This is a genomic window from Pseudomonas shirazica (genome assembly GCF_015168335.1).
Taxonomy (GTDB): Bacteria; Pseudomonadota; Gammaproteobacteria; order Pseudomonadales; family Pseudomonadaceae; genus Aquipseudomonas; species Aquipseudomonas asiatica.
Genome location: NZ_CP063456.1, coordinates 2,359,585 through 2,373,200 on the forward strand (window position 1 = coordinate 2,359,585; position 13,616 = coordinate 2,373,200).

Here is a 13,616-nt window from a genome sequence, read left to right on the forward strand (position 1 = left end):
CAGTGATGGACAGGACCAAGCAGGCTGTTGGCAATAATCTTCACCAGGTTACCCCGGGTACCCCGCAGGCCTTGTCACCCGCCCCTGGTACGGCACTGGCGGAAGTGCCTGGCCAGTTCGATTACGTGAACACCAAGGTGGTGCCGCTGCGCGCGGAGCACCTGGAGCGTCACCGTATCGTCGCCTACAACAAGAACTCCAACATGAACGGGCCGATCGACCTGCTGCGCACGCAGGTGCTCAGGACCATGGACGAGAATGGCTGGCGAACCCTGGCCATCACCTCGCCAACCCCTGAAGCGGGCAAGACGGTACTGGCGATCAACCTGGCCATGAGCATCGCCCACCACACCACCAAGACCGCTTTGCTGGTGGACTTCGACCTGCGTCGACCCAAGGTCGGCAGCAGCCTGGGCCTGCCCATGGACCAGGCGTTGAACGAGTTTCTGACGGACAAGGCCGAGTTGCAGGACTGTCTGGTCAACCCGACCTTGCCTCGGTTCGTGGTGCTGCCCACGCGGGTGCCGGTGCCGTTGTCCACCGAAATGCTGTCGTCGCCCAAAGTGAGCAACCTGATCAGCGAACTACGCAACCGATACGAGTCGCGCATCTGCATTTTCGATTTGCCGCCATTGCTCAGTTCTGACGATGCGATCACCGTGATACCCAAGTTCGACTGTGTGCTGCTGGTGGTGGCCAACGGTATGAACAACAGGAAGGAGATCGAGGATTGCCTGCATCACCTGGCAAGGGTGAACCTGGTGGGAACGGTATTGAACAAAGCTGACGAGCAGCCTCGAACCTATTATTGAGTCTCGGTATTGTTGGGCTGCTTCGCAGCCCATCGCGACACAAGGCCGCTCCTACAGGTACAGCGCATTCCTTCAGCTGGTGGGGTCTCTGTGGGAGCGGGCATGCCCGCGAAGCAGGCGACGCGGTGGATGGCACCGGCTGCGCCGGTGTTCGCGGGCGCGCCCGCTCCCACAGGTATGGCGCACTCTTTTCAGCTTGTGGGGTAGCGAGCCCAGGGGTACTGCAACTCCCACTGCCACGCATGCCGCACAATCGACTCCAGCGTGGCAAACTCCGGCCGCCAGCCCAGCATGTGCATGGCCTTGCCAGCATCCGCCACCAATCGGGGCGGGTCGCCGGGGCGGCGGGGGGCGTCGAGGGTGCGGATCTGCCGGCCAGTCACCGCCCGGGCCGTATCGATCACCTGCTGCACCGAAAAGCCCAGCCCGTTGCCCAGGTTGAACGCAGTTCGCTCGCCACCCGCCAGCAGGTAATCCACCGCCAGTGCATGAGCCGCCGCCAGGTCGGCCACATGCACATAGTCGCGTATGCAGGTGCCATCCGGCGTGTCGTAGTCGCGGCCAAACACCGTTACTGCATCACGCCGGCCCGAAGCGGCCTGCAGGATCAGCGGGATCAGGTGGGTTTCGGGTTCATGACGCTCTCCCAGCTGGCCCTCCGGGTCTGCGCCCGCTGCGTTGAAGTAACGCAGGCATACCGACTTCAAGCCATAGGCCCGGTCGAAGTCCTCGAGAATCTGCTCGACCATCCATTTGCTCAACCCATACGGGTTGATCGGCCCCTTGGCATGCGCTTCGTCGATCGGCACGTACTGCGGGTTGCCGTAGACGGCTGCGCTGGAAGAAAACACCAGGTGCCTGATACCGGCATTCACCATGGCCTGCAGGAGGGAAAGGGTGGCCGCGACATTGTTCTGGTAGTACTTGCCGGGCACGCTGACCGACTCGCCCACCTGGATGAACGAGGCAAAGTGGAACACGGCATCGAAGCGGCAAACACCGAACAGCACATCCAGGGCGGGTTCGTCGGCGATGTCCAGTTTCGCCCACTGGACGCCGGGGCCGGGCGAGACGAGGTCCGCCACCACCACCTCATGGCCTGTACCGAGCAGGTGCTTGACCATGTGCGAGCCAATGTAGCCTGCGCCACCGACAACCAGAAACTTCATCCATGCCTCCTGGACTCTGCTGTTGTACAGCTGCGCTTTTCAGCTACAGGACTGTTGTGAGGGTAGATGGCCATATGCCCTATTTCAAGAACAGCCAGTTGTACATGTACTTGCCGTCGAACGTGATGCTGTAGCGTCCATCCTGGTAAGCCATCGGCAAGGGTTTCAACTGGGCCTGTGCATCCCGGGCGAACAGCTTCAGGCCAGCAGGCGCCTTGATGCTCAAGGTGCCGGCAAGCGGCTCTACGTTGAACGGTGTCTTGTCATCGGCCTTGGGCACGGCCCGGGTACCCAGCGACAGCAGCAGTTCGCGCGACTGGCCCAGGGGGTTGCCGTCCAGGCTTTGAACCACGACGCTGGCGTACGGCGTTCGTGCTTGCACCTGGATGGCGCCCAGGCTGATCAAGCGACCTCCCAGCCATCCGGTGGCGGCCTGGGTCAGCGGTGTATCGATGGTATAGATGCCCTGTTGCCAGTTGCGCTTGAGTTCGCCCGTATCGCTGACCGCTTCCGTGGCGTCGGCCGGTAGCAAGGACTGCTCCGGGTCCTGCAGTACCTGCGCACCGGCAGGGATGGCGGCGGGTTTCAGCCAGGGCAACTCCGGCGTCTGTGGCAGGGCGATCTGCAGTTGGCCCTTTTCCATGGCCGTGCGCAGCAGTGGCGAGTTGCGCGGAGTGATCTCCTGGTTGTACAGGGTGGCGGGCGTCGGCGCGAACACGTATCGGGTAGTGGCCGGCTTCACATCCGCACGGCGATAGAGCAGGGCGGCAGCGGGCAGGGTGGCGATCATCGCCGGGTCGTTGTACGCGTGCCAGTTATCCGCCGTGCGCCAGCCAGGGTTGAAGGCCTGCTGGCTGTAAGCGTACTGCATCATGGCGTCCCAGCCCTGGTGGGCAGCGGTGCCGGCCACGTACAGCGGCAGCGAGTGGCGGTCGGGCAGCGGGAAGGGTTCGGCGTTCCACTCGGTGACGGTCAGCGGCTTGCCGACTACCTGGGCGGCAGCGAGCCAGTCGATCACGCCGTCGCTGGTCAACGGGTTCTTCTCCAATTGGCCATTGGCACCGTAGCCATGGGCATCGATGACATCGCCTGTGGTCAGTGCCGGCAGCGCGCTCAGGCCATTGCCGCCCCAGGTACTGGTGGTGGCGATCGGCACTTTCACGCCGAGGCCGCGCAGGTGAGTGATCATGTCGGTGTTGAAGCGCTGTTCCAGGTCGTTGAGAAACAGCTTCGAAGGGCCATGCTCCCAGGCGCGCCAGGTGAGGTCGGTGGGCAGGTCATATTGTTTGGCGAAGGCTTTGGCCGCTTCCATGTAGCGCTCGCTATGGCGCGGCACGTCCTTGTTCGGCATCAGGGCGTTACCATAATGCTGGGTGAGGTCGTTCTCATTGGTGAGCAGCACGGCAGCGATGGCGGGGTCGTCCTTGTAAGCCAGGCCGGTGTATTCATTCACATGAGTCAGGTACTGCTCGGCAAAGCGTTTCATCGCCTGTTGGATGCTTCGGTTCACATAGGCGTAACCCTTCAGGTCGACCTGGCTCTCACCCTTGGCCAGTTCCTTGAAGTCATCGATATTGTCATTGGCAGTAAGCGCCCGCTGCACGTGCAGGTCCAGCCAGATATAGATGCCCTCGTCCTTGAGCGCCTTGATCCACAAATCGAGCTTGCGCAGCGATTCGGCACTGAGCTGCTGGGTATCGCGCACCAGGGTGCCGTCGCCGAACACGTTCGGGCTGACCCAGGGCGAGTCGTGGTGATGCAAACGCACCAGGTTGAACCCCAGTGCCGACAGGCGCTTGGCCTGTTGGCGGATTTCTTCGTCGGGGCTCTTGAACAGCGAATAGGCGGACAGGTTGGTGCCCCAGAAGCGCACTGGGGTGTTGTTTTCGAACATCAGCTGCTCGCCGACGGCCTTGACGAAGCCATGCTTGCCGGCAGGCTTTTCCGGGGCGTTGAGGAATGACAGGTCCACGGGCGAGGTGCGCCAGTCCAGTTGGTCGTCGGGCCAACCGGCGGGGTCGGCCAGGCCGAAGCGTTCGCTGGGCGTGGGACCCAGGTCGATGTCGCCGGTGATGTTCAGCACCGCCTTGATCTGCTGCCGACCAGCGTTGATCGGGTCGCTGTAAATGAACGCACGCAGTTCGGACGGGTTGCCGCGCTCGAAATACACCTTGGCCAGCGGCGGGTCGAAGCGCATTTCGATGCGTCGGCCCTGGTCAGCCTTGCCCCATGACCAGCCACGGTTGCCGGGCAGCAGCTGCGGTGCACCCATGCCCCCGGCAATTTGCCCAGGGTCGAACTCGAACACCATGCCACCGCCCATTACTCCGGCCTGGCGGCTGTGGGCCTCGAGGTCGAAGGCCCAGCCCAGGGTTTGCGCCTGCTCCTTGCGGATATCCGCCGCCAGATCGAAGTCCAGTTCCTTGTTCTTGCCCAGCAGCGTGTAGTGGCCGGGGCCAACTACCTTGAACGTGGTGGAAAAACCGGTCCAGCTCCAGTTGGCCGCCCAGAAGTCGAACTTGGCTTTCATCACTGGCCCACCACCGCGGGTCACCAAGGGCAGGCCGTTCTGTTCATCGACACTGACTTGCCACGCTGAGGCCCAGCCGGTGAGCGGCAGTGAGGTCAGGCCGGCGATGGCCGAAACCCGCAGCAGGGTTTGAAAACCCCAGCGGCGCAGGGGGAACAGGTTCATAGGCGTCACCTGGGTTGAAGGGCGGGGTCGGCCAGCGCGATGGCCTGGCTGTTGTGCAGCTTGCGAACCATCTGGACATAGGCCACGCCCAGTCCGGCGACAGTCCAGTACACCACCGGGATGAAGGTGATGCTGCTGACGGTGAAGATGATCACCAGGATGCCGATCAGTGTCGCCAGCAATGCCCGGCCGAGCTGGCGTCGCTCGTCGTCCTTGTCGGGGAAACTGCGCATGGCCTTGCGGATACCGTGCAGTACGGCAGCGAAGAACGCCACGAACAGGCCCAGCCCGACCAGCCCGACCCGCAGTGCCAGGTTTATATAGGTGTTGACGATGTCGATGATGCCGTCACCCTGGATCATCGATTGCATTTCCGGGGTGTTGCGGAAGTCGAACGAGCCGAACAACGGGTTGCGCTGGATGACGATCCACGAGTTGTCCATCAGCCGTTCGCGGTAAGTGATGTTCTCTTTCTCGAGGTTGCCGATGAACGGCAGCATGTCCAGTACCTTGTCGCCACCGGGCACGATGGTCAGCAAGGGCAGGGCCAGCATGCCGGCCGCAGCGAGCAGCGCCAGGCGCCTGACCGCACCTTTGCCCAGGGCGATGAACACCACCACGATGACCACGGCACCGATCCACGGGCCGCGTGACAGTGGCGCGAACAGCCCTGCGGCCAGCAGCAGGGCGCCCAGGGCCCGCTGCAGGGGGCGGCGCACGTAACCCTGGACGAAAAGGAACAGGCCGATGGCCACGCTCATCACATAACCCAGGGCAATCGCCTGCCCGGTGGTAACGCTGGCGCGCAGCGAACCGCCACGGCTCAGGTAGCCGGACATGCTCCACGGCACGCCCATGGCGTCGACCAGGGCACTGTACAGCAGCCAGTGGCGCACGTACTCGGCCACGCCGATCAGGGCCAGAACGAATGAGGCAAGCACGAAGGCCAGCAGGGTGTCCTTGAAGTCGCTGATCTGGCGCAGGCCACGGCTGGCCACGTAATACGGCAGTAACACGTCGACAAACAGGTACAGCGTCTGGCGCAGGGTGTCGGTCAGGGTGGTCTCGCGCAGGTACAGCACGCTCATCAGCAGCAGGCCGGCCGCCAACAACCTGTCGGGCCAGGTGCGGCCGAAGCGCAGGGTGTCGCCTTGCCGGCGCAGGGCCAGCGCCGCCGGCAACAGCACGCACAAGGCCAGCAGGCGGATATGGTTGAGGTCGACCAGGTAATTGACCACGCCAAACCCGGGCACCTGCACCGAAGCCGGCGGGATCAGGAACAGCAGCATGTAGAACAGCGCCATGGGGTTGTGTTCGCGGCGCCCGGCGATGTACAGGATGACGGCGCCAGCACCCAGGTACAGCCAGAAGCTGTGCGAGAAGAAGGCCAGCAGGGTAAGCAGGAACCACAGGTTGCGTCGGCGCTTGAAGTCGCTCAGCGGAATCAGGTCGGTGGCAGGCCGCCGCGCCAGCAGGAAGACCACGCTCGCCAGAAAAAGGATGACGATCAACGCACGAAAATGTTCAGGCATTGGCTATGTGCACCTTTGCATCGGTGGGCAACGGCTAGCGTCGTGGCTGATTGAAACTATAGTGACCTTTTAGCCAGTCAGTCAGAGATTGCTCTCATGCCGTCGATTGATGTGTCTGCCACCGCGAGCCTGCGCAAGCGGGCCCTGAGGGCCGGGTCATGGAACCTGGTTGCACAAGTGGCGTCACAGGTGATGCGCCTTGGCGGCAACCTGATCATGGCCCGCTTGCTGCTGCCGGAAATGTTCGGGGTGATGGTCATCGCCACCACCGTTTCGGTACTCCTGCATCTACTGTCCGATGTCGGCCTGCGGCAGAACATCATCCAGAGCCATCGCGGTGACGACCCGGATTTTCTCAATACTGCATGGACCGTGCAGATCATCCGCGGCTTCGTACTGTTCGCCCTGACCTTGCTGCTGGCCTTGGGGGCCTGGTTCGCCCAGCTCGCCGAGCTGTGGCCGGCGGACTCCACCTATGCCGCACCGGTGTTGCCGATGGTGCTGGCGGCAACCGGGCTGTCGGCGGTGATCTGGGGCTTCCAGTCCACCAAGATAGATGTCGCGGTACGGACTTTCCAACAGAAGCGCGTGGTGCTGGTGGACCTGGCCTCGCAGGCGGTCGGCCTGGTGGTGATGCTGGTGCTGGGCTACCTGACCCATTCGGTGTGGGCACTGGTGATCGCTGGCCTGGTGTCTGCCGTGGCCTGGACCCTGCTCGGTCACACCGCCCTGGAGGGGCATGACAACCGCCTGCAGTGGGACCGCAGCGCGCTGACCGAACTGATCGTGTTCGGCCGCTGGATCTTGCTGTCGTCGATGGTTGGCGTGTTGGCCATGTACGGTGACCGCATGTGGTTTGGCGCCAGCATGACGGCGGCACAACTGGGTGTGTATTCGATTGCCGTGTTGATCCTGGGTGCCGTGCAGACCGCGCTGATGAAGGTTTTCGGCGCGGTGGCGCTGCCCGCCTTCAGCGAAGCGGCACGGGCCGATGACAAGGAGCGCCTCAAGGCCCTGTATTACCGCTTCCGCCTGCTGGTCGACCTGCTGGTGCTGTTCATCTGTGGTGGCTTCCTGACCGCCAGCCCGTTGCTGATCGGTTGGCTGTACGACGATCGCTACCGTGAAGCTGGCCCGATGATGGCCATTCTTTCGCTGTCGTTCCTCACATTGCGCTATACCTTGGCTCATCAGGTGTGGATTGCCCTGGGCCTGACCAAGTACCAGGCCATGGATAACATCATCCGCCTGGTCTCGTTGTGGGGGTTGTTGCCACTGTTGCTGGCGATCGGTGGCGTTGACTGGGCGATCTGGGGGGTTGCCCTGCATACCGTGCCAACCCTTGTGTTGATCGTGTACGTGAATCGCAAGCTGGATATGTTCAGCCTGAGGCGTGAGCTGGTGGTACTGCCGATGCTGCTGGTCGGGGCGCTTTGCGGGGCGCTGCTGACAGCCTTTTTCAACTGGCTGTAATTCGGCTTGTCGGGTGAAACTTTCTAAGGTGCAGGTCATTGGATCATGGGGAAACTTACGTTTTGTACTGCGCAATTGGGTCGTAGGGGGTTTCTCCAAAGTTGTGTCTTGCTTGGTGTAGGTGGTGTGGTGTTCGCTGCTACGCCAGCCGTCGCCAGCCAACCTGCTGGCAGGCCTGGGTTCGTGGTGATCAACGGCTGGGTACTGCCGTCCCGTTACTTCCGGAACGAGCACGCATGATCAGGGACTATCAGCAGCAGAAGGCGCTGCGCGACAGTTACGATGTCTGCATCATCGGCGCCGGCCCGGCCGGTATCACCCTGGGCCTGCGCCTGGCCGCCGCCGGCTGGAGCGTCCTGCTTGCCGAAGGTGGCGGGCGCGAGTACTCGGCGAACTCGCAAGCCTTGTACGCCTGTGCATCCACTGGCCTGGAACTGTATGCCGGGGAAGCTCGCCTGCGTTACCTGGGCGGCACATCCAACCATTGGGCCGGCCGTTGCCGGCCGTTCAGCCCCTCGGACTTCGCAGTCCCTCCCATTGGCGACTTGCCTGGCTGGCCCATTCCTTATTCGGAGATCGCAGGCTACCTGCCTGCTGCCATGGATATCGTCGACCTGCCGCCAGGGGCGGACTTTCGCGCGTTGAATGATGGCCTCGACGGCGGTGACTTCGAACCGGACCGCTTTCTGCTCAGCCCGCCAACGCGCTTTGCGCAGAAGTACGCCACGGCCCTGGAGCAGACCCAGGGCCTGGACGTATTCATCAACTGCAATTGCGTGAACCTGGAGTTCGACCAGGCTTCCGGTCACTTGGCTGCAGTCGTGCTTTCCGATTACGAGTGCAATCGCCAGCGCCTGGTTGCAAGAAACTTCGTACTCGCTACAGGTGCCATCGAGAATGCCCGGCAACTGCTCAACAGCGAGTCGTTGGCGGCGGCGGGGATCGTGAGCAAGGACGGGCTGGTCGGCGGGTGCTTCATGGAGCATCTGAACATTGATCTTGGCACCTTTATCCTCAATTCGAGGCTGGCCCCTGAGCCGCGCGAGTACTACACCACCGATGCTTTCGTTGAGGAGTACAAGGCAGGCAAGGGCAACGTCAGGGCCGCCTTGCTGGCTGATGTGCAAACCTATGGTCGTACTGCCGAGGTGAAGCATTTTCTGGAGAACCTGGCCTGCGACATGGGAGTAGCCAGCAAGATCGCCTTCGTGGCCAAGTTCAACTGCCCCGGTGATGGCGTCATCAGCACCATGATCGAGCAGTTTCCCAACCTGCACAGCCGTATTTCGCTGCTGGAGGAGAAGGACGCACTGGGCGTGGCCAAGGTCAATGTCAACTGGGCCCTGACCGCTGATGACCGGCACACCATCAAGTGCATCGGAAGCGAGCTGGCCAAGCAGTGGGCTGCCATGGACCTGGGCTACATCAGGCTCAATGACTTCGTTTACGACACCTCGATACCGTTGAAGTTGTCGCCACATGCCCATCACATGGGTACCACGCGCATGGCGTCTTCGGCGCAGTTTGGTGTTGTCGATACCAACTGCAAGGTGTTCGGTACCGAAAATCTTTATGTCGCCGGCAGCAGCATCTTTGCCACGGGCGGCGCTTGCAATCCGACCATGCCGCTGCTGCAGTTTGCGGTACGCCTGGCCGACCACCTCGATGCCAGGCTGAGCGCGGCCAGCGACGCCGTGGGGTGATGCATGTTGTAAACGGGTTGAGTGCGCGACGGTCAGCACCCACAAGAACGAGACCGGATGCGCCTCAGGGACAGTCCAGATGGCTTTGATTGCGAGGCTGGCAGAATGAAGGGATGGATACGCAAGGCAGTGGCGCACTATGTCCATGCAACGGGGCGAGGAAGCTCCTTCTACAGGAGGTTCTGCAAGCCGTCAGGGCTTGAGTGGGGGGCCTACCTTGCCCGCTGGGGCAACTTCCACTCGGTAGGCAGCAACTTCTATGTCAATACAGGCTGCAAGTTCCTCGACCCTTCGCTGGTTCGCATCGGCAACAGTGTGGGGCTGTCCGATTGCACCCTGATCGGTCATGACGGGGTGGTATTGCTGATCGAACATCGCTTCGGCAAGCACCTGGATTCGGTCGGTTTCATCGACATCAAGGACAACTGCTTCATCGGCCACGGTGCAATCGTCATGCCCCGCGTCACCATCGGGCCTGAGTCGATCGTGGCCGCCGGTGCCGTGGTGACCAAGGATGTGCCGCCGGGCACGGTGTTCGGTGGCAACCCTGCAGAGTTCATATGCACCACCGAGGCGTTGATCAAGCGGGTTGAGGCACGTTGCGAGGCCTACCCATGGATCGACCTGGTCAAGCAGCGCAATGGTGCCTACGACCCGCAACTGGAGCCGCAGCTGATGGCGCAAAGGCGCCAGTATTTCTTCGGGGACGGCAACAATGGCTAGCAAACCTGTGGACGTCATGGTGGTCAACTTCAACACGGCCGGGCTGCTGCAGCCGATGTTCGATGCACTGCGTCGGGCCGACAGCGAACGGCTGGCCAGCTACCTGGTGGTGGACAATGCCTCCGCCGATGACTCGCTGCAGCGCATGGCCGAGGTATGCCCGCAGGCGCTGCTGCTGAGCAACAAGCAGAACGTGGGGTTCGGCCGGGCTAACAACCAGTTGCTGGCGCACCTGAAGGGCAAGTACGCCTTGCTGCTGAACACCGACGCCTTTGTCGCCACCGATTCACTGCAGAAAACCCTCGACTACATGGAAGCCCACCCGGAGTGCGGTGTGCTGGGGGTCCGCCTGGAGGGACGCGACGGCGCCCTGCAGCCCAGTTGCCGCTACTTCCCCACACCGTTCAACGTGTTCGTCGGGCGTACCGGGCTGGGGCGCTTTTTCCCGGGCTTGAAAATGGTCGACGAAATGGATTGGGACCACGCTTCGGTCCGCGAGTGCGACTGGCTGCCTGGCTGCTTCTACCTGGTGCGCCGCGAAGTGCTCGACCAGGTGGGCCTGTTCGACCCGCGCTACTTTCTTTATTACGAGGAGGTCGACCACTGCAAGCGGGTGAAGGCTGCAGGCTGGAAGGTGGTGTTCTACCCGCATACCACGGTGGTGCACATCGGAGGGGAAAGCTCCAGATCGGTGGCCGAACTGGAGGCGGCCAGCCGACAGATCTCGTCATACCAGATCGAAAGCGAGCTGCTGTACTTCCGCAAGCATCACGGGCTGGCGGGCCTTGCCCTGCACATGCTGCTGGTCACCTTGGGCGACCTGGTACTGGCACTCAAGGCGCTGTTGAAACGACGCGGTCTGGGCGCAATACAGGCCTGCTGGCGTCACTGCCGGGCGACCTGGTCTCTGTTGTTCAAGACCCGGTACGCCAGCCAACCGACAAGGTAGGTGGAGCCATGTTCGAGAATATACGTGCCGACCTGCGTGCCCATGGGGGCGACTGGGGCGCCCAGGGCTTCTGGGTATTGCTGGTGTACCGCTTCGGCCGCTGGCGCTATGGGGTGCGCCCGGCACTGCTGCGAAAACTGTTTTCGCTCATCTACAAGGTCCTGTTCAAGTTCGTGCAGATCATCACAGGTGTGGAGCTGCCGTGCGAGGTGGTGATCGGCCGCAACTTCGTCATCGACCATTTTGGCGGCATCGTAGTCAGCGGCTATGCCCGGTTTGGCGATGACTGCCGCATCCGCAACGGGGTAGTGGTGGGCCTGAAGAACGTCGATGAGCCGATTGCACCAGTGTTCGGCAACAACGTCGATATCGGCACCGGGGCCAAGGTGCTGGGTAGCATCCGTATCGGCAACGACGTGATCATCGGTGCCAACGCCGTGGTGCTGGTGGATGTGCCGGACAATTCGCTGGCGGTGGGGGTGCCGGCCATCATCAAGGCCAGGCAACCGGCCGCCACGGCGCCCGTCGAGTGAGGCCCATGGCGAGCGGCATCGGAGTGGTGGTGATTGGCCGCAACGAAGGCCTGCGCCTGGAGCGTTGCCTGCGTTCGCTGCTACAGGGTACGGACAAGATCATGTACGTCGACTCCGGCTCTACCGATGGTTCACCGCACCTGGCCCGCAGCCTGGGGGTAGAGGTATTGGCGCTGGACATGGACACCCCGTTCACTGCCGCACGCGCGCGCAACGAAGGCTTTTTCGCCTTGCAACGGCGGTTGCCGTCGCTGCAACGGGTGCAGTTCGTCGATGGCGATTGCGAGGTGGATGGCGGCTGGCTGGCCGCGGCGCAGGCGTTTCTCGACGACCACCCCGACGTGGCCGTGGTGTGTGGCCGCCGACGCGAGCGCTTCCCCCAGCGGTCGGTGTACAACCTGTTGTGTGACCTGGAGTGGGACACCCCCATTGGCGAGGCCAAGGCGTGTGGTGGCGATGCCCTGATGCGAGCAGATGCCTTTGCCGCCGTCGGCGGCTTTCGCCCCGAGCTGATTGCCGGAGAGGAGCCCGAGCTGTGCGTGCGCCTGCGGGCAAAGGGCTGGAAAGTCTGGCGCCTGGACGCCGAGATGACCCTGCACGACGCCGCCATGACCCGTTTCAGCCAGTGGTGGCGGCGTAGCCTGCGCGCTGGCCACGCCTATGCCGAAGGGGCTTACCTGCATGGTCAGCCACCCGAGCGGCACTGGTTGCGCGAATCGCGCCGGGCTTGGCTGTGGGGTCTGGGCATCCCCGTGGTAATCGTGCTGGCCTGCCTGCTGCTGGGCGGCTGGGGCCTGCTGTTGCTGGCGGTCTACCCGCTGCAGGCCGTACGCCTGGCACGCCGTGGTGGCAAGTCGGTGCGGGAGAACTGGCTACAGGCAGTGTTTCTGGTATTGGGCAAGTTCCCGGAAATGCTCGGGCAACTGAAGTTCCTGCGCCACCGCATCGCGGCCGGCAAATCGACGTTGATCGAGTACAAGTGAGAGAGGCCCATGATGCTCGGCACGATCGTCAAAAGCGTGTTTACCTTGCAACCGGGCTACTCGTTGCGGGCGCTGAACAACAAGTGCAGGTTGGCGCTGCAGATTGCCAGGCAATGGCCTGAACTGAACGCCTTCCTGCAGCGCATGACGGCGGCGCTGGGCCAGCAAGGCTTGCAGCGGCTAGGGGTGGATTGCATCGGTGTCGTGCAGTGGCCTTACCTCAGCAAATGCTGGGAAGCCCCGCAGCGCCTGGAGGTGGTGGCTTCGCACTTCGAAGTGCTGGCCGGGCAGTTTCCGGCGCTGTTGCTGCTGGGGCGGGACGAAAGCCTGACGCTGTGCGAGCTGTCCAGCCATTCGCCGGGTTGTCGTCTGGTTTTGGACCGGCCGATCTGGTTCAAGCGCGAAGGCGAGTTGGTATTGAACCTGTTTCAGAGCGACCTGCGCGTGGCATCCCTGGCATTCAGCCTGTGCCGCAGCCAGGGCGAACTGTGCCTGTTCATTGGTGCCGTGCAGGGCATCCACAAGGGTATCGACAGCGAAACCTCACTGGCCATCTACCGCGACCTGACCAAGGACTTCGAAGGGCTGCGCCCGCGCAGCCTGTTGCTCGAGGCATTGAAGTGCCTGGCCAGGACCCTTGGCGTGGCGCACCTGTATGCCGTCCGTGATGCCTGCCGCCACCATCGGCACGCGTATTTTGGCAGCGACAAAGGCCACGACCTGGCGGCCAATTATGATGTGATCTGGCTGGAACACGGTGCTACTGCATCGAGCCATGCTGACTTCTTCGCCCTTCCGCTGGCTGCGGTACAGCGGGCGGAACAGGATATTCCGGCGAAGAAACGGGCAATGTACCGCCGCCGCCAGGTGCTGCTCGACGATGTTTTCGCCCGCTTGCAGGCCGTGTTGCCAGGCAGCGGTCACAACCTTGGACTACAAGGGGAACAGGGGGATGTATCTGACGAGATGGCATCGGCGGGGCCCCGGCCGCCGGTAGTCGACAGCCTGAAGTAATCGCCAGCCCTGCCGCGGCAGGTCTGAATG

At 62.7% G+C, this 13,616-nt stretch carries 11 protein-coding genes; 8 read left to right on the top strand and 3 right to left on the bottom strand.

Translation table 11 applies throughout. The annotated features are described in order from the left end of the window. Nucleotides 1–5: 5 nt before the first annotated feature. Nucleotides 6–812, top strand: a complete 807-nt coding sequence (locus IMX18_RS10710) for a CpsD/CapB family tyrosine-protein kinase (protein ID WP_013972714.1) — start codon at nucleotides 6–8, stop codon at nucleotides 810–812. 191 nt (nucleotides 813–1,003) lie between these two features. Here the strand turns inward: IMX18_RS10710 and galE are convergent, their stop codons facing one another. From galE to IMX18_RS10725, 3 genes are all read right to left on the bottom strand, one after another. Beyond that, on the bottom strand, nucleotides 1,004–1,981 hold the full coding sequence (galE, locus tag IMX18_RS10715) for a UDP-glucose 4-epimerase GalE (RefSeq protein ID WP_015270414.1): 978 nt from the start codon (nucleotides 1,979–1,981) through the stop codon (nucleotides 1,004–1,006). Nucleotides 1,982–2,060: 79 nt separating this feature from the next. Further along, nucleotides 2,061–4,676, bottom strand: coding sequence for a cellulase family glycosylhydrolase (locus IMX18_RS10720; RefSeq protein WP_217190352.1), 2,616 nt, complete (start codon nucleotides 4,674–4,676; stop codon nucleotides 2,061–2,063). A 5-nt stretch (nucleotides 4,677–4,681) separates the two neighbouring features. Beyond that, nucleotides 4,682–6,208, bottom strand: a complete 1,527-nt coding sequence (locus IMX18_RS10725) for an O-antigen ligase family protein (RefSeq protein ID WP_015270412.1) — start codon at nucleotides 6,206–6,208, stop codon at nucleotides 4,682–4,684. A 96-nt stretch (nucleotides 6,209–6,304) separates the two neighbouring features. Between IMX18_RS10725 and IMX18_RS10730 the strand changes: the two genes are divergently transcribed. The 7 genes from IMX18_RS10730 to IMX18_RS10760 all read left to right on the top strand — a co-directional run bounded on the left by IMX18_RS10730 (nucleotide 6,305) and on the right by IMX18_RS10760 (nucleotide 13,586). Further along, on the top strand, nucleotides 6,305–7,681 hold the full coding sequence (locus IMX18_RS10730) for an oligosaccharide flippase family protein (RefSeq protein WP_015270411.1): 1,377 nt from the start codon (nucleotides 6,305–6,307) through the stop codon (nucleotides 7,679–7,681). Between the two features lie 236 nt (nucleotides 7,682–7,917). Further along, nucleotides 7,918–9,384 (top strand): FAD-dependent oxidoreductase, encoded by a 1,467-nt coding sequence (locus IMX18_RS10735; protein WP_015270410.1) that lies wholly within the window; start codon nucleotides 7,918–7,920, stop codon nucleotides 9,382–9,384. 105 nt (nucleotides 9,385–9,489) lie between these two features. After that, nucleotides 9,490–10,107 carry an acyltransferase gene (locus IMX18_RS10740; protein WP_024087161.1) on the top strand — a complete coding sequence of 206 codons (618 nt, stop codon included), beginning with the start codon at nucleotides 9,490–9,492 and terminating at the stop codon, nucleotides 10,105–10,107. After that, nucleotides 10,100–11,056, top strand: coding sequence for a glycosyltransferase family 2 protein (locus IMX18_RS10745; protein WP_015270408.1), 957 nt, complete (start codon nucleotides 10,100–10,102; stop codon nucleotides 11,054–11,056). The genes IMX18_RS10740 and IMX18_RS10745 overlap by 8 nt, the downstream gene beginning before the upstream one ends. 8 nt (nucleotides 11,057–11,064) lie before the next feature. Beyond that, nucleotides 11,065–11,589: a serine O-acetyltransferase gene (locus tag IMX18_RS10750; protein ID WP_013972705.1), complete on the top strand. Its 525-nt coding sequence runs from the start codon at nucleotides 11,065–11,067 to the stop codon at nucleotides 11,587–11,589. A 5-nt stretch (nucleotides 11,590–11,594) separates the two neighbouring features. Next, nucleotides 11,595–12,572, top strand: coding sequence for a glycosyltransferase family 2 protein (locus IMX18_RS10755; protein WP_015270407.1), 978 nt, complete (start codon nucleotides 11,595–11,597; stop codon nucleotides 12,570–12,572). A gap of 9 nt (nucleotides 12,573–12,581) precedes the next feature. After that, nucleotides 12,582–13,586 (top strand): VirK/YbjX family protein, encoded by a 1,005-nt coding sequence (locus IMX18_RS10760; protein ID WP_043935637.1) that lies wholly within the window; start codon nucleotides 12,582–12,584, stop codon nucleotides 13,584–13,586. Nucleotides 13,587–13,616: the final 30 nt, after the last annotated feature.